Annotated in this window: 12 protein-coding genes; 6 read left to right on the top strand and 6 right to left on the bottom strand. The window is 72.9% G+C overall.

Going from position 1 to position 16,832, the window contains the following annotated elements; genetic code table 11:
• The first annotated feature begins 33 nt into the window (after positions 1-33).
• Complete coding sequence (locus ACFVXG_RS21995; RefSeq protein WP_387929875.1) at positions 34-3,270, top strand: amino acid adenylation domain-containing protein; 3,237 nt, start codon at positions 34-36, stop codon at positions 3,268-3,270.
• Positions 3,271-3,366: 96 nt separating this feature from the next.
• Here ACFVXG_RS21995 and ACFVXG_RS21990 read toward each other — a convergent pair whose 3' ends face one another.
• From ACFVXG_RS21990 to ACFVXG_RS21975, 4 genes are all read right to left on the bottom strand, one after another.
• The gene (locus ACFVXG_RS21990) at positions 3,367-4,029 is read right to left on the bottom strand and encodes a LuxR C-terminal-related transcriptional regulator (RefSeq protein ID WP_387929873.1); all 663 of its coding nucleotides are present in this window, start codon (positions 4,027-4,029) and stop codon (positions 3,367-3,369) included.
• Positions 4,014-5,339, bottom strand: coding sequence for a sensor histidine kinase (locus tag ACFVXG_RS21985; protein ID WP_387929871.1), 1,326 nt, complete (start codon positions 5,337-5,339; stop codon positions 4,014-4,016). The genes ACFVXG_RS21990 and ACFVXG_RS21985 overlap by 16 nt, the downstream gene beginning before the upstream one ends.
• Positions 5,340-5,491: 152 nt before the next feature.
• Positions 5,492-5,935: a hypothetical protein gene (locus ACFVXG_RS21980; protein ID WP_387929869.1), complete on the bottom strand. Its 444-nt coding sequence runs from the start codon at positions 5,933-5,935 to the stop codon at positions 5,492-5,494.
• 309 nt (positions 5,936-6,244) lie between these two features.
• Entirely contained in the window at positions 6,245-7,012 is a 768-nt protein-coding gene (locus ACFVXG_RS21975; protein WP_387929867.1) for a thioesterase II family protein, read from the bottom strand.
• Between the two features lie 229 nt (positions 7,013-7,241).
• On the opposite strand from ACFVXG_RS21975, the gene ACFVXG_RS21970 reads away from it, so the two are divergent.
• Both ACFVXG_RS21970 and ACFVXG_RS21965 read left to right on the top strand, forming a co-directional pair.
• Positions 7,242-7,532 carry a hypothetical protein gene (locus ACFVXG_RS21970; protein WP_387929865.1) on the top strand — a complete coding sequence of 97 codons (291 nt, stop codon included), beginning with the start codon at positions 7,242-7,244 and terminating at the stop codon, positions 7,530-7,532.
• A 433-nt stretch (positions 7,533-7,965) separates the two neighbouring features.
• Positions 7,966-8,883 (top strand): ParB N-terminal domain-containing protein, encoded by a 918-nt coding sequence (locus ACFVXG_RS21965; RefSeq protein WP_387929863.1) that lies wholly within the window; start codon positions 7,966-7,968, stop codon positions 8,881-8,883.
• Positions 8,884-8,966: 83 nt separating this feature from the next.
• Here ACFVXG_RS21965 and ACFVXG_RS21960 read toward each other — a convergent pair whose 3' ends face one another.
• The gene (locus ACFVXG_RS21960; RefSeq protein ID WP_387929861.1) at positions 8,967-9,881 is read right to left on the bottom strand and encodes an ATP-binding cassette domain-containing protein; all 915 of its coding nucleotides are present in this window, start codon (positions 9,879-9,881) and stop codon (positions 8,967-8,969) included.
• 355 nt (positions 9,882-10,236) lie between these two features.
• The gene (locus ACFVXG_RS21955) at positions 10,237-11,307 is read right to left on the bottom strand and encodes a LuxR C-terminal-related transcriptional regulator (protein WP_387929859.1); all 1,071 of its coding nucleotides are present in this window, start codon (positions 11,305-11,307) and stop codon (positions 10,237-10,239) included.
• A gap of 195 nt (positions 11,308-11,502) precedes the next feature.
• Here ACFVXG_RS21955 and ACFVXG_RS21950 point away from each other — a divergent pair, with 195 nt between their 5' ends.
• The 3 genes from ACFVXG_RS21950 (at position 11,503) to ACFVXG_RS21940 (ending at position 16,437) form a co-directional block, all read left to right on the top strand.
• On the top strand, positions 11,503-11,736 hold the full coding sequence (locus ACFVXG_RS21950; RefSeq protein WP_387929858.1) for a hypothetical protein: 234 nt from the start codon (positions 11,503-11,505) through the stop codon (positions 11,734-11,736).
• A gap of 735 nt (positions 11,737-12,471) precedes the next feature.
• Positions 12,472-15,288: an AAA family ATPase gene (locus ACFVXG_RS21945; RefSeq protein WP_387929856.1), complete on the top strand. Its 2,817-nt coding sequence runs from the start codon at positions 12,472-12,474 to the stop codon at positions 15,286-15,288.
• Between the two features lie 198 nt (positions 15,289-15,486).
• Positions 15,487-16,437, top strand: a complete 951-nt coding sequence (locus tag ACFVXG_RS21940; RefSeq protein ID WP_387929855.1) for a polyprenyl synthetase family protein — start codon at positions 15,487-15,489, stop codon at positions 16,435-16,437.
• Positions 16,438-16,832: the final 395 nt, after the last annotated feature.

The following is a 16,832-nucleotide window of genomic DNA, read 5'->3' as shown; positions in this document are numbered from 1 at the left end:
CGGACTGGCAACTGGTAGTAGAGGAGCGACGTGATGATTTCCGCGGATGGGCGCAAGCCGGCGGATCCGGGCGGCGACGCGGGAGTCTCCCCCCGGGAGGAAGCGCTGTGGCTGTTCGAGTCGATGGTGCCGGGAACTCCCGTGAACAACCTGTCCGTGGCGTTCGCCGTCGCGGGCCGGCTCGACCCGCTGCGGCTGGAGACCGCGCTGGGCGCGGTGCTGCGGCGCCATGCGGCCCTGCGCACGGTCTACCGGGCCGAGGGAGCCCGGCTGACCAGGCGGGTGGTCGGCACGGAGGAGTTCCGGCTGGACCTGGTGCAGGTCGAGACGGCGGGCGAGCCCACCGAGGCCGACCTCGCGTCGGTGACGGCGGTGCCGTTCGCCCTGGACGGCGGTCCGATGCTGCGGGCGGCGCTCTTCCGCTCGCCGGACACGGACGTCCTCTGCGTCACGGCGCACCACCTGGTCTTCGACGAGGAGTCCGCCCCCGTCCTCCTGGCGGACCTGGCGTCCGCGTACGAGGGCACCCGTGACGGCACGGGCCCCGACACGGACCCCGACCCCGTCACAGAGCCCGCCCCCGACTCCGCCCCGAGCCGGGAGAGCCTCGCGTACTGGCGCGAGGAGCTGGCGGGCGCGACCACCGACGGCATGGAACTGTCCTGCACCGAGCCCGAGCCGGACCGGCCGACGCTCGCCGCGGCGCGGGTCGACCACACCCTGCGGCCCCGGACGGTGGCCGGGGTCCGCCGCCTCGCCGCGGACCTCGGCGTCCCGGAGTCGGCGGTCCTGCTGGCCGCCTTCTACGTGCTGCTGGAGGCCTCCGGTGCCGGGCCGGACCTGCTGGTCGGCCTCCCGGTCGACGTCCGGCCGGAGCAGGCCGGCCGCGCGATCGGGTACCACGTCAACCACGTGCCGCTGCGGCTGCGGCTGGACCGGCAGCAGAGCGTCCGCGATCTGGTGCTGTGCAGCCGCGAGCGCTTGGACGCGGCGGTGGCGCACGCCGACGTGGCCGTGGACGCCCAGCCGGACCTGATGTCCGCCGCCCACTCCGGCCGGCGGTCCCTGCCGTTCCGGCACGTGTTCGAGCACCGGAGCGGGGGCGGCCCCGCTGCGTTCACCCTCGGCGGGCTGACGGCGACCCCGTTCCCGGCCCCGAGCGGCTTCGGCAAGTTCGACCTCCGGCTCTGCGCCACCTCGACGGACGACGCGGTGCTGCTGCACGCCGTCCACCGGACCGAGCTCTTCGAACGGGCCCACGTGGAACTGCTGTTGGCGCGGTTCGAGGCGGTGCTGGACTCGTTCGCGGACGGCCCGGACCGCACGGTCGCCGAGGTCGAACGGTGGAGCGAGCGGGACCGCGAGATCGTCGGGGCGGCGAACGACACCACCCGGCCGGTCGAGCCCGCCTCGGTACTCGAAGCCGTCCATGCGCAGGTCCTGCGTTCACCGGACGCCGTGGCCGTCGTCGAGGGCGGCCGTACGGTCGGCTACCGGCGGCTCTGGAACGCGGCCCACGCCGTGGGCGCCCTGCTCCGGGGCGCCGGTGTCGGCACCGGCGATGTGGTGGCGGTGGCCCTGCCGCGCGGGCCCGAGCTGGTCGCGGCCGTCCTCGGGACGTGGCTGGCGGGCGCGGCGTACCTGCCCGTCGACACCGCCCATCCCGAGGAGCGGATCCGCTACCAGCTCTCCGACTCGGCCGCGCGGGTGCTCCTGGCGACGGCGGACACGGCCGACGACCTGGCGTACGTCGCGGAGGACGGCACTCTCGTGCTGGCCGTGCCGCCGGTCGAGCAGCTCCCGGAGCCGGGAACGGCCGACACGGACGCCGATCCCGTGGCCGTGACCGCGGACCCGAAGGCCTGCGCGTACCTGATGTACACCTCGGGCTCGACCGGCCGGCCCAAGGGGACCCTGATCGACCACGCGGCCCTGGGCAACGCGGTCGCGCACTTCGCCGAGCAGTTCGGGGCGACGGCCGGCGACACCACGCTGTGGACGACGACGTTCGCGTTCGACATCTCCGGCCTCGAACTGTTCGTGCCGATGGTCACCGGCGGCCGCCTGGTGGCCGCCCCCGACCAGGCACGCAGCGACGGCCGGCTGCTACGGGAGTTGATCGAGGAGCACGGGGCGCGGTTCGTCCAGGCGACGCCGACCACCTGGCGGCTCGTCATCGACCGGGTGGCGGACTGCCTGCGCGGCCGGGCGGTCATCGTGGGCGGGGAGCCGGTGCCGCTGTCCCTGGCCCGGCGGCTGGTCGCCGCGGGCTGCGTGCTGCACCACGTGTACGGGCCGACCGAGACGACCATCTGGTCGACGTCGCGCGTCCTCGTGGCGGAGCCGAAGGGCCGCCTCGACGTGGGCAGCCCGATCCGCAACACCAAGGTCCACGTGGTCGACGGGCACGGTCGCGAGCTGCCGGTCGGGGTCCGCGGCGAGCTCTGCATCTCGGGCGCCGGCGTGGCGATCGGCTACCACGGCCGTCCGGACCTCAACGCGCAGCGCTTCGGTGAGCACCCCGAGTACGGCCGGTTCTACCGGACCGGCGACGTGGCCTGCTGGCGCGCGGACGGCAGGCTCGACCTGTTCGGCCGCAGCGACCGCCAGGTCAAGCTGCGCGGCAACCGGATCGAACTCGGCGAGATCGAGGAGACCCTGCTGGCCCACCCCGGGGTCGGCGGCGCCGCGGTGATCATGGTCGGCGACCCGAGCGCGGACGCCGTGCTGATCGGCTGCCTGGAGCCGGCCGACGGCCCGATCGACATGGCGGGCGTCTGGGCCCACGCCCGCGCCCGGCTGTCCCGGTCCATGCTGCCCGGGGACTTGGTGGCGGTCGACGCCATGCCGCTCAACGGCAGCGGGAAGGTCGATCACCCCGCACTGCAGCGGATGGTGGAGGCCCGGCGCAAGGCCGCGGCCCGGCCGGGCCACCAGGGCCACCAGGACCACCAGGGCGACCTGGACCACCGGAACCATCCGGACCACGCGCAGCGCCCGGACTCGGACGACCTGGACCACCTGACGGCCGAGCTGACCGGCCTGTGGCGGACCATCCTGCGGGACGAGGCCCTCGACGCCGACGCGGACTTCTTCGCCTCCGGCGGCAACTCCATGCTCGCCGCACTCGCGATGCAGGAGTTCCAGAACAGCAGCGGAGTGTCGATCAGCCTCGCCGAGGTGTTCGAGCGCCGCACCCCCCGGGCGCTGGCCGCCGTCGCCCATGAGGCGGCGCGCGGGACGGAGGAGGTGGCAGCGGCGGCCGGCTGACGGGAGCGGGACCGGGAATTCGGAGCCCGATCCGCGCGAAGGCCCTGCGGGATGTCCCGCAGGGCCTTCAGCACGTTGCCGTGACCAGGGCGGCTCTCACTGGTCCTCCTGCTCGTCGGCGCCGAGGTAGGCGAGGACGGCCCGGACCCTGCGGTTGGTGTCGTCGTCGTTGGCCAGCCCGAGCTTCGAGAAGATCATGGTCGTGTACTTGCTGATGGAGCCTTCGCTGAGGAACAGCTGGTTGGCGATCGCGGTGTTGGAGAGCCCCTCGGCCATCAGCGCGAGGACCGAGCGCTCCCGCTCGGTGAGGGTGGCGAGCGGGTCGGCCCGGTTGGGCCGGCCCAGCAGCTTGGCGACGACCGTGGGGTCGAGGGCGGTGCCGCCCTCGGCGATGCGGTGGACGGCGTCCATGAACTGGTCGGCGTCCAGGACGCGGTCCTTCAGCTGGTAGCCGATGCCACCGTGCCCGTCCGCGAGCAACTCCCGTGCGTACAGCTGCTCCACGTGCTGGGAGAGGATCAGCACCGGCAGGCCCGGGACGGCCCGGCGCGCGGTGAGCGCGGCCTGGAGCCCCTCGTCGGAGAAGGTGGGCGGGAGCCGGACGTCCACGATCGCCGCGTCCGGCCGGAGGTCGACCAGGGCGTTGAGCGCGGCCGGCCCCGAGTCGACGGCTGCGACGACGGTGTGGCCGTACGCCTCGACGAGGCGCACCAGCCCGTCGCGGAGGAGGAACAGGTCTTCGGCTACGACAATTCGCACGGTACCGCCACGGTGATGTGAGTGGGTCCTCCGGCGGGGCTGTCGATCTCCAGGCGTCCGCCGAAGGCGGCCATCCGTCGTTCGATGCCGCTCAGTCCGGAGCCTGTGGATGCGGCGGCTCCGCCGATTCCGTCGTCGCTCACGGTAGCAGTGAGCGTTCGTGCCGCGTACGTGAGCTCCACCTTCACCCGTTCGGCGCGGGAGTGCTTGGCCACGTTCGCCAGCAGTTCGGCGACGGAGAAGTAGACGGCCGACTCCAGCGGGCGTTCGGGTCGCGAGGGCACCTGGCTGAAGACGTCGATCGACACGGAGGAGTCGAGGGCGAGGGCCCGCAGGGCGTCGACCAGGCCGCGTTCGGCGAGGACGGGCGGGTTGATGCCGCGGACGAGCGAGCGCAGTTCGGCGAGCGCGGTGGCCGAGGTGGCCCGGGCCTCGGCGAGTATCGCCTTCGCGGCCTCGGGGTTGGTGTCGACGAGCCGCTCGGCGGCGCCCATCGACATGCCCATGGCCACCAGTCGGGCCTGGGCCCCGTCGTGCAGGCCCCGCTCGATGCGCTCCAGCTCGACGGCCTGGGTGTGGGTCAGGTCGGCGCGGATGGCCTCCAGTTCCTCCACCCGCCGGCCGAGCCGGGTGCTGGGGACCGGCCCGAGGAAGCGGCGGCCGATGGGGAGCAGGACCCGCCAGGCGAAGGGGGCGCCGGCCAGGCCGGCCACGATGACGGCGATGCCGTAGCCGGTGAGCTCGGGGGTCAGCGCCATGTAGCAGCCGTAGCCGACCGCGAGCAGGGGCAGGGCCGCGACGGGCAGCACGGTGACGGTGGCGACCAGGGCCCACAGGCCGTCCCAGTGCAGCTGGGGGTCGTGGAAGCGGGCCTGCATCTTGGCCTTCCGGCGGGCCTCCCGCTCGGACTTGTGGTACTCGTGGCCGTCCCACCAGAAGCCGGTGGCCATCCTGGTGACCGGCGGGACCTGGCGGTAGGTCACCTCGTAGTCCAGGCCGAGCCAGGACGCCGCGCACCGGCGCGCGGCCTTGGCGAGCGCCCGGCTGGTCAGCGGGTGCACCACCCACAGCGACACGGTGACCCAGAGGATCACCATCAGGGTCTCCCCGAGGGTCGCCAGCGCGCTCACGGCGAAGGGGGCCGACAGCCCGTCCGACCAGGAGTAGGCGAGCGCCGATCCCCCCACCCCGACGGGAACGGCGACCAGGGCCATCACGCAGGTGAGTGCGGTCAGCACGGCGGACCGGTACAGACCGCGTCCGATCTCGACGCCCCATCGCAGGGGATCGACTCCCTGATGTCTCCTCATCGGCCACTTCCTTTCGCAGGGATGATCATTGTGTCAGCCGGGACCGGGGCCGGGGCCGGAAGCCGCCCGGAACGACGGACGCCCGGAACGACGGATGGCCGGAACCCGAGAACGGTCCGGCCATCAGAAGCGTGGAGCTGGTCCCCGGGGCGTCACTTCTTGTTGGGGGCCGGGAAGACGCCGCTCAGCGCGGAGCCGCGGGTGATGACCGCGACGGCGATGATGGAGAGCGCGGACAGGCCCTGGAGCACGGCGTACCAGGCCGGGCAGAGGCCGGGGATCAGGTCCACCGCGATGATCGCGATCGGCATGATGGTGGCGACGGTGCGCAGCCGGTCGAAGGCCTTGTACTCGCCCTGGGCGGCGCGGGCGGTGAACCGGTGGAGCAGGAAGGTGATCAGGAAGAGGATCGCCCCCCGGATCCACATGAACGGGCTGGCCTCGTGGCCGGTGAACGCCATCACGGCGACGGTGCCGAGGACGATCGCGCCGACCGCGCCGAAGAGGGTGATGCACTTCGAGATGTTCCCGAAAGCGTCCTGGACGCGGGAGCTGCCGAGTGCGGTGGTGCCGGTGATGTTGTCGGTGTTGGCCATGGTTCCTTCTCCTCCGAGTCGTTGTGTCTACGACAATAGGGATCCGCGGGTCGGCCCGACATGGGTCTGTCCGCACGGACGGGTGGGTCTAGGCCCACTCCTGGGCCGACCTCCCGAAATCGGTGTTCACGCTGTTCAACTGCGGTGCGCCGGGCGGGACATCGGTCCCGTCACGAGCACCTGGAATCCGCCCGCGCGCCGCCCGGCGCGGACGGCGACGGCCCCGCGACCGCCCAGACTCGCTGGGCCGCCGCGGGGCCGTCGGGGGGCGGGAGGCAGCGCCGGCGCCTCCCTGGTTCAGGCGGACCGTCAGCCGGCGGTCCGGGCGAGCTCCTGCCGGAAGTGCTCGACGAGGACCGCCATCACGTCCTTGCTCCGCTCGCTGATGAAGAAGTGCCCACCGGGGAACACCCGCAGGTCGAGCGGCGACGTCGTGTGGATGGCCCAGGCGTTCGCCTCGCCGAGGGTCGTCTTGGGGTCCTTGTCGCCGGTCAGCACGGTGATCGGGCAGTCCACGACGGCCTCGGGCTCGCAGCGGTACGCCTCGATCGCCTTGTAGTCGGCCCGCAGCGCGGGCAGCGCCGCCCGCATCATCTCCTCGTCCCCGAGCAGGGCCGAGGCGGTGCCGCTCAGCCGGCGCACCTCGGCCAGGATCGCGTCGTCGCTGCGGAAGGTGTCCTCCTGCCGGAACGTCGAGGGCGCGCGGCGGCCGGAGGCGAACAGCCGTACCGGGGTGATCCCGTCGGCCTCGAAGCGGCGGGTCAGCTCGAAGCCGATGGCGGCCCCCATGCTGTGGCCGAGGAAGGTGACCGGCAGTTCAGGCTGTCGCCGGAGCACCTCGTAGAGGCGGTCGACGAGGACCGTCAGGTCGTCGATGGGCTGTTCCATCCGACGGTCCTGCCGGCCGGGGTACTGGATGGCGAGGACGTCGACACCGGGGCCCATCGCCGCCGAGACCGGAAGGTAGAAGGATGCCGAACCGCCTGCGTGCGGGAGGCACACCAGTCGGGCGGTCGGACGGTCGGCGGGATGAAAGCGTCGCAACCACAGTTCATCTCCGGGCGAAGGCCGAGACATGCCACTCCAGAAGGTAGTCACACCGGATCGTCAAATCGAAGTCCGAACATAGCAAGGGCCACCGCCCGCGGTTCCCGCTCAACTGTGGAGAACAAGGCAGTTGAACGGTGACCGGGCGGACGGCCCGGCTGGTATCAATTTGGAGCGAGGGAACGTGGCTGCCTGTTGCGTTGTCCCGATGATCCCGGGCTTTTTCCGAAATACGCGGCGACATTGAGAGGTGACGTACATGGGGCACAAGTTCTCCCTGGTCCTCAGCCGGGAGATCACCGACGAGGAGTCGGCGGTCCTGGGCGATGGTTTCGAGGGGGCGGTCTTCTCGACCGACGCGCTCCCGACCGATGCCGAGACCACGGTCACGAGGATCGACTTCGACGACGAGGTCTCGCCCTCCCTGGCCGAGGCGATCGAGTCGGCCCTTGAGTCGGTCAAGACGGTTCCGGACCTCACCGTTCCCGGCCTCAGCGTCCCGGCCGTGCCGCAGGCACCGGCCGAGGAGCAGGCCGACGAGGAGGCGTAGCCGATCGGCGTGGAGTGATGCCCGCCGAGACGGCGGAGGGTGTGAACGCGCTGGAGCCCCGGTCCAGGGGTGGACTTTCGAGTCGACCCGGGCCGGGGCTCCGTCGCGTTCGCGCTGGTCGAACGGGGTGCGGCGGCCCGGGGGAGGGGGCCGGCCGGGCAGGGGTGGGGCAGGGGTCCCTTAAGTCGCGTGAGGGGACCCCTAAGTCCCCTGGTGGCGGGCTTCAGGGGGCAGTAGGGGCTGCTAGCGTGTGAATCGAGTTAATTCGATAACAATCGGACCGTCAATTGACCAGTTTCTGTGTTTCGCTGCTGCGATTGATACGCGTGAGTAGCCCCGGGGGTGCGGTATGAGCATGCTTGCTCAGAGTGTAATGCCGATAGCAATTGACGGGAACTGGGCCGACGGTCCGGAAATCGTAGCGGTGCCCATTATGGACGTCCTGCCCGGGGATTCCCCCCGACTGGAGGGCGAGGACAGGGTCCACGTCCTGCGGTTGGCGGCCCTCGAGATCCCGCTGCCGCCGATCCTGGTCGACCGGCGGACGATGCGGGTGATCGACGGGATCCACCGCCTGATGGCGGCCTCCCTCAAGGGCCGGAAGACCATCGACGTCAGGTACTTCGACGGCAGCCGCGAGGAGGCCTTCCTCCGGGCCGTCGAGGCGAACGTCGAGCACGGACTGCCGCTGTCGCAGGCCGACCGCAACGCGGCCGCGCTGCGCATCCTCAAGTCGCACCCCACCATGTCGGACCGCGCCGTCGCGAAGTCGACCGGGCTGGGGGCCAGGGCGGTGGCGGAGCTGCGCCGTTCCTCCGACGCGGTGCCGCCGTCGAACTTCCGGGTCGGGCGGGACGGCAAGGTCCGCCCGCTGAACGGGGCGACGGGGCGGCTGCGGGTGGCGGAGCTGATCCGGGAGAACCCCGAGGCCTCACTGCGCCAGGTGGCGCGGTCGGCCGGCGTCTCGCCCGCGACCGCGCTCGACGTGCGACGGCGGCTGGAGCGCGGCGAGGGCCCGCTCCCGTGCCCGCGGAACGCCCCGGGTGCCGCGGGCGGGTCCCGGAAGGAGAAGGAGGCGACGCCGGCCCCGTTGGTGGAGGAGCCGCCGTCGACCGTCACGCTGGAGAAGCTCATGCGCGATCCGTCGCTGCGCCAGAGCGAGCTGGGCCGGCGGTTGCTGCGCATGTTCAGGGAGAACGTGCTGGGCGCGCGGGAGATGACGGACATCTGTGCGTCCGTGCCCTCGCACTGCATCGAGCTGATCATTCAGCTTTCCCGGCAGAACTCGCAGATCTGGGAGGAATTCGCCCAGGAGCTGAACCGGCGGGCCCGGATCGTCAGCCCGGAATAGCATGCCCCGGAATAGCACGCCCCGGAATAGTGCGCCCGGAACAGCGTGCCTGGAACAGCGAACCCGGAACAGCGCGCCCGGATTCAGGGGGCGGCGCGCTTGCTGATCAGGGCGAGGAACGCGTCGAGCGCGGCCTGGTCGACGCGCAGGTTCTCGGGCGTGACGCGGAGCTCCGCCAGCAGGGCGGTGACCTCGCCCAGGGCGTCGTCGTTGCCGGTCACCACGACGTGGTCGCCCTGGCGGTTGACGCCGCTGACGTCGGGAAGGCGGGCCAGGAGCCCGTGGTCCAAGGGAGCGGAGGGGCGGAACTGGATCCGCTGCCCGCTCCGGACGCGTTCGAGCAGCTTGGCCGGGGTGTCGGTGAGGGTGAGGCGGCCCTTGTCCATCAGGGCGATCCGGTCGCACAGCCGCTCGGCCTCCTCCCAGTGCTCGGTGACCAGCAGGATGGTGACGCCGTCGGCGCGGACGCTCTCGATCAGGTCCCAGGTGGCCTCGCGGTCCCACCGCTTCAGCCCGGTGGTCAGCTCGTCGAACACCGCCACCTGCGGGTTCCCGGCCCGGGTCAGGGCGGCCGCGAACTGCTCGTCGGGCTGCGCGGAGGGTGCGTCGTCCGCGGGCCGGCCCGCGGGCCCGGTGTCGCGCCCGAGCGTGTCCATGAGCCGTCGCCAGTCGGCGGGATCGCGGTAGAAGGAGCTGTAGAGCGACAGTGCCTCGGCGACCCGGGTGCGTTCGCACTCCCGGCCGTCCCGCAGCCGGGCGTCGAGTCGTCGGGTGATGCCGGACCGCTCCGAGCGGGGATCGTGGCCGAGCACCTCGATCCGGCCGTCGTCCCGGTCCCGCAGCCCCTCGAGGCATTCCACGATCGTGGTCTTTCCCGCGCCGCGGGGCCCGAGAATCCCGAAGATCTCCCCCTCTTCGACCGAGAAGGACACATCGTCGACCGCTGGGATTCCGTCGAACGCCTTGAACAGATTCCGCACGTCGATCACCGCGGACATGGTCGTCCTTTCGCCTGTCTCCCGGCCGCCGCCGATTTGTCGGCCGGGTCTGAGAACTTACGCGCTTCCCATCCGCCCGGCCACCCCTGTTACGCCCCGGTTACGGTGGGGCTATCCCCACCGATTCCTGGATCGTTCGTTCGATTCGGACGCCGAGGAACACAGGAGTGAATCCGCGGGCAGGCCGGACGCCGGGCCGGAAATGCATTCGGAATTCCGCCCGCCGTTTCCGGGGCGGCGGAAGGGGGGAATCCGCCGCCGGGCCGTCGGCGGACCCGACGGTCGACCGGTGCGGGTGCCGTGGAACGCGAAGAGCGGGCGTCGGGGCACGATATGCCCTGACGCCCGCTCGGTGCTACGGCCGCGGCGGTTCCGGTTGATCCCACTCGGTGGCCGAGGCCGCCGGCCCCGTTCCGAGCAGGCCCGCCATCGCCACGTTGTACCCGGCCTGGAACCGGCTGGTCGCCTCCAACTCCTCGGTGATCTCCGATATGTGACGGCGACAGGTGCGCACCGACATGCCCAGGCGGCGGGCCACCATCTCGTCCTTGTACCCCTGGGCCATCAGCCGGAGGATCGACTGCTTGAGCTCGTCGGTGGCCGGCGTGGCCTTCGCGGTGTCGCAGGCGAACGGGGTCGCGCTGTCCCACAGGTGCTGGAACACCGCGCACAGGTAGGCCACCAGGGTCGGCTCGCGGACGATGGCGGCCCCCGCCGACTCCCCGCCCTCGGGCGTGCGCACCGGCAGGAACACCGTCTCCCGGTCGTAGATCAGCATCCGGTCGATCACCTCGTCCGCGGTGCGGATCTCCGCGCCCAGCGCGGTGACGTCGCGGACGTACGCCTTGGTGGCGAGGTCCCCGCGGGCGGAGTGCTGATAGATGGTGTGCAGCCGCACCCCGCGCTCCAGCATGCCCTCGGCGGACTCGCGCGCGGCCGGCAGCAGCGAGGAGGGGCGGGCACCGCCGGGCTGGACGGTGAGCACCTCCTTGCGGCAGGTCTGCCCCAGGCGGTTGAGCACGTTCTGGATCGCGTCGACGTCGGTGACCACGTCGAAGGCCTCGAACCGGTTGCGCCGTCGGCGGCCCTCGAAGTACAGCGGCGTGAGCGACAGCAACTTGCCGCGCACGTCGGTGACCGTCTGCATGAGGTCACGGATCTGATGCTCCGCCGGACCGACCAGGTCGGCGGCGGCCACGTCCGGACTGACCGGGGCCAGGACGTTCGGATCACCGGGTCTGGGCTGCAGCAGGTGCATCCGCAGCAGGACCTGCTCGATGCGGTCGACCTCGGGCTCGTCCAGCTTCAGTGCCGAGGCGATGGCGGCCCGGTCGAAACGCCCTAATTCGACGGCGTGTCCATAGGCGCTGGCAGTCAGATCGTCGAGTTCGGTGCAGCCGTGCTGCAACTGTGGGTGTCCGAACACTCAGAAGCCCCCGGTGGAGTGCGAAGTTCCTGCCATGCAACTTTACGCCATCGAGATCCGCTCGATCTTGTGATCTACGACCGGCAGAGTGGGCCGCAGGGCAAGCCGTCCGGCGGAGAGCCGGGCTTGCCGGGGGTTATCCGACTGATCCGACCGCTTGGGGATGCGATGAAGGCCACGATCAGCAGGTTTCCGGTGGCTACCAAGGGTGCGCTGCTCACTGTGGGGATTGCGGCCGTGCTCGCGCTCGGCCCCGCGTCGACGTCCGGTTCCGCCGTCAGCAACGTCGGCGACGACCGCTGGGGCGTCAGCCTGCTGCAGCCGACCCTCCCCGGTGACCACTTCGGCCTCCGTGCCGGTGCCGTCGTGAACCCGCAGGTCGGCTCCGCACCCTCCACCGCGGGGCTCGACGACGACCGCTGGGGCTGAGCCTCCGAAAGACTGTGGGACGGACCGGCCCGGGGCGCGAACAGCGACTGCCCGCGGCCGGCTCCGGCGTTTCGGCCGGAACGGGCGGCACCCGGCTGCCATCACTGACGAACCGTCACATCACCTGGGGGTACGGGCGGCAGCGGGCGGGCCCGCCCGGTCGGCCCCCCGCCGTGCGGACCGGCGGACCGCTGCGCACCCACCCCCGTGCCGGCGCTGCCGCCCGGCGCGCGCTCCGTCCTCCTCCGGCCCGTCCGACGCGACCGGGGTCGCCCGACGCGACCGGGGTCGCCCGACGGGGCTTCGCGGCCTGAACCCCCGGCCCCGTGGAGCGTGGACCGCCCCGGCCGGCCGCTCCCCTCGTAACCGGGCCCGCCGGACTCCCGGGCGGCCACCGCCGTCCCCTTCTCCGCGCCTCCCTTCCCGGCCCGGCCGCCCCTGCCTGCGGCGCTCCAGGGCCGGCCCGCCGAGGCGTTCCACCAGGTCTTCCGGGGTCGCCGGGCCCGGTCCGGCGGGAATGACGGCACGACTGCGAAGCGGGGAGAAGTTGTTGTCTTGCAGGTTCTGGTCGGCATTTTGTCCGAGGTCAGTCCGGTCGGTGCTCCCTAGACTCAAGATCGCCGCCGGAGCGATTTCCGGGCGGCAAACCTCTACTGCGCCCGCGACTTTTTCCGGGGCTCGCCGTGCGGCGGCGGGCGCGCTGACCGCGACGCGGACGAATCCGGGGGCAGAAACGTGCTGATCGATCGTGAACGAGAGCTTGCCGTACTGGAAACCGCGCTCGCCGACGCCATCCAGGGGACTACCGGGATCGTCCTGATCGAGGGCGCGGTCGGCTGCGGGAAGAGCGAACTCGTCGAGACCGTCGCCGAGTCCGCCGCCGCCTCCGGCGCCGTGGTGCTGCGGGCCATCGGCACCGCCGTCGAGCGGGACCTCCCGCTCGGCGTGCTCGGCCAGTTGCTGGCCGCCGCCCCGGCCGGGGCCCTGCCGGATCCGGCAGGGGCGCCGGAGCCGGCCCGGGTCGACGTGATGCAGGCCCTGTGCGCGGCCGTGCACCGGCTCGCCGAGCGCGCACCCGTGGTCATCTGTGTCGACGACCTGCACCACGTCGACGACCTGTCCTGCCAGTACCTGCTCCACCTGGTCCGCCGCACCCGTGCCGCCCGGGTGCTGCTGGTGTTCACCGAGTCGCTCCACGAGCGGCGCGACGACCCCGTCTACCGGACCGAGCTGCTGCGCCAGCGCGGCTTCGTCCGGATCCGGGCCGGACGGCTGTGTCCCGAGGCGGTCGACGGGCTGGTCGCCGCCGAATCCGCCTCCGCGATCGCCGCCTCCCCGGCCGACGGCCGGACCCCGCCGGCGGTCGACGCCGCCGCCGGCAACCCGCTGCTGCTGCGCGCCCTGCTCGAGGAGCACCGGGCCGGCGGCCGCGCCCCCGAACCCGGCGGCGCCTTCGCCCAGGCCGTCCTCGCCTGCCTGCACCGCTGCGGCCCCGCGGCGCGCCGCCTGGCCGAGGTGCTGGCGGTGCTCGGCGACCTCGGCTCGCACGAACTCGCCGTCCGGCTGCTCCGCAGCAACGACGCCGCGGTCGTCCGGGGCACCGCCGCCCTCGATGCCGCCGGCATCCTGCTGGGCTACCGCTTCCGCCACGCCGTCGCCCGCCAGGCCGTGCTCGACCGGATGCACCCGGACGACCGGACCGCCCTGCACCGCCGCGCCGCCGTACTCGCCCACCGGGCCGGCGCCCCGAGCACCGCCGTGGCCGCCCAACTGCTCGCCGCGGACAGCACCGACCTGCCGTGGGCGGCGACGGTGCTCGCCAACGCGGCCGAGCAACTGCTCGCCGACGGCGCGACCCACCAGGCCGCCGCCTGCCTCGAACTCGCCCACCGCAGCCCGGCCGACGACGGGCAGCGCGCCCAGTTCCGGATCAAGCTCGCCGCCATCACCTGGCGGACCAACCCCAGCGCCGCCGAGCGCGCCCTCGCCGGTCCGCTGGAGAACCTGCGGGCCGGCCGGCTCGGCCCGGCCCGGCTCGGACCGCTCGCCCGGCTGCTCACCGAGCAGGGCCGGATCGACGAGGCCGGCCAGGCCCTGGAGCAGCTGGCCGACGGCCGCGCGGCCGAACCCGGCAGTCGGCCCGTCGGCGCCTTCGGCCGCGGCACCGACCCGCTGGACGGGCTCTCGGCCTTCCGGTGGGCCGGCCCGGCGAAGCCCGGAGCGGGCGCCCGGCCCGGCGAGACGCGGCCCGCCCGGGTCCCGGCGCCCGCCACCCTGTGGGCGATCCCCGAGTACACGGCGGACGGTTCGGCCGGCGCCGAAGCCGAGACCTTCCTGCGCGGCGCCACCCTCGGCGCCGGCACCGCCGCCCCGATCGTGCAGGCCATCCGGGCCCTGATCGCCACCGACAGCCCGTCCCGGGCCCTGTCCTGGTGCCAGGTGTTCGCGGAGGAGGCGGTGCGGCGCGGCGCACCCGGCTGGCAGACCGCCTTCACCGCCCTGCGCGCCGAGGTGCTGCTCCGGCAGGGCGACCTGACCGGCGCGCAGCAGACCGCCGAGGCCGCCCTGGACCTGCTGCCGGAGCGCGGCGGCAGCGCCTTCGCGGGGGGTGTGGCGGCCACCCTGATCCGCGCCGCCACCGCGGCGGGCCGGCACGACATCGCCGCCCGCGAACTCAGCCGCCCGCTGCCCGAGGGCCTGGTCGGCAGCATCCACGGCCTCGCCTACCTGCGGGCCCGCGGCCGGTACCACCTCGCCACCCACCGCTACCACGCGGCGCTCGTCGACTACCTCGACATCGGCCGCAGCCTCACGCGGTGGGGCCTGGACCGGCCGCTGCTGCTGCCCTGGCGGCTCGGCGCTGCCGAGGCGCTGATCCGGCTCGGCGAGATCCAGCACGCCGGCCGCTTCATCGCCGAACAGCGCGCCCACCGGGACTCCACCCACCCGTGGGTCTCCGGCCTCACCCTGCGGGTGCGCGCCGCCATGTGCGAACCCCGGGAGCGGCACGCCCTGCTCGCCCGCGCGGTGGACGAACTGCACGACTCCGAGGACCGCTACGAACTGGCCCGGACCCTGGCCGACTTCGCCGGGGCGCTGCGGGACCTCGGCGACGGCAACCGCGCCGACCTGGTCGACCGGCTGGTCTGGAAGCTCGCCAAGGAGTGCGGCGCGCAGGCGCTGTGCGAGCAGACGGCACCCGCCGCCGCCTCTGCCTCTGCCTCCTCCGCTTCCGTCTCCGCTTCCGTCTCCGCTTCCGTCTCCGCCTCCGGCGAACCCCGCGGCACCCGGGGAACCGGCGGCCTGTCCGAGGCCACCCGGTCCGACAGCATCGACATCGCCGACCTCCAGGCCAGGCTCAGCGACTCGGAGAAGCGGGTGGCGATGCTCGCGGTGGACGGCCACACCAACCGTGAGATCGGGATGAAGCTCTGCATCACCGTGAGCACCGTCGAGCAGCACCTCACCCGGGTCTACCGCAAGCTCGGCATCACCTGTCGCCGGGACCTCCCCGCCGAACTCCACCTGCTCGGCTCGGGCAGCCGGGCGTGACGGTTCGGCAATCCGGACGGCGGGGGTCCGGCGACGCGCGGAACACACCGTGCCGGGGATGAGCGGAACAGGACAGCCCCGGTGTGCCGACCGGGGGTGGCCGCCGGCCCGTGCCTGTGCCCGTGCCCGCGGCCGTCGCCGGACCGGCCGTCCGCCGACGGGGCTCGGTGCGGCGCCGCGCCTATATATGGAGACGCCATGACGCCGCAGTCCATGCCGCCGGAAGCGGCCCTGCCCGAGCTGCTGCGCACCGGCATGGCGGCCCTGGTCGAGGAGCGGATGCGTGTCCTGCTGCACGCCGAGCAGGCGCGGTGCCAGGCCACCGACCCCGGGGCCGTCGGCATGATGGAGGGCCTGGCGGAGCTGCTGACCGCCGGCGGGGAGCGGATCCGTCCCACCGTCCTGCTCACCGGCTACCTCGCGGCGGGCGGCGACTCGGCGGCCGAGCCCGTCCTGGACGCGGCGGTGGCCCTCGAGCTCCTCGACACCTGCTACCTGATCCGCCGCGACACCTGGGAGAATTCCCTGCTGCGGCACGGCGCCCCCACCCTGCACGTCCGGCACAGCGCCGAGCACGAGCGCAACGGCTGGGGCGGCGACGCCCGGTACTTCGGCATCGGGATGGCCTCCCTGGTCGGAGACCTGGCGATGGCCCTCGCCGACCGCCTCGCCGCCAACCTGCCGGACGCCGTCCGGCAGGTCTGGTACGACCTGCGGATCGGTCGGCTGGGCGGCAGCTACGTGGACTCCGTGTTGTCCAGCAGCTATCTGGCGGACCCGTGGCCGGCCGACTGCCTCACCGGCTGCGCCCGGGGCTGCGGCAGCGGCTGGTACGCGCTCCTGCACCCGCTGCTGATGGGCGCGGCCCTGGCGGGTCGCGGCGACCTGGCGGTGGTCTACCAGGACTACGCGCGCCCGGTGCACGCCGCCTGGCGGATGCGGGGCTTCCTCAGCGGCGGCGGGGACCGTGACTGGTACGGCGATCTGCTGCGGGGGGCACTGCTCGACGGCGAGGACCGCGACCGGGTCGAGCGCACCATCGCCCACCTGCTCGACCGCAGCAGCCGGGTCCTCGCCGCCACGTCGTTCTCCCCGGTCTGGCACGCCGAGCTCGCCGGTCTGGCCGCCCGTCTGACGGCCCCGCGGTAGCCGGCCGGGCCGGGGATTTGTTCTGGGCGCCGAGCGGGGGTACTGTCTCCCAGTCGCTCGGCAGGGAGCACCGGACACGCGTTTGCGCGGACGGTCCCGGAGCGGCCAATCCCTTGGAACACCACTTCCGGTCCGTACCGGTCGTTTCGCCTTGCGCGTCTCGGCCCGGTGCTGATTCGGCGTGTGCCGTTTATCGGATTGCGGCCGGATTCGCTTTTCGGAGCGGGGGTCGGCTAGAGTTTGAAACGTCGGACAGGGTGTCAAGCCCCGGAAGACACCGGCGAGTTGGATGACGAAGCCCCGGAAAACGGAGCGGAAAACATCTGATAAGCTGGAAACACGAAAGAACGAAGCGCCCGGAGGGCCCGCTGGAAGGCGGTCCGAAGGAAGCGTCC

Source organism: Kitasatospora sp. NPDC058162 (assembly GCF_042884005.1).
GTDB lineage: Bacteria > Actinomycetota > Actinomycetes > Streptomycetales > Streptomycetaceae > Kitasatospora.
The sequence above is the reverse complement of the archived record's forward strand: the minus strand, read 5'-3'. Positions and strand labels throughout refer to the sequence as shown.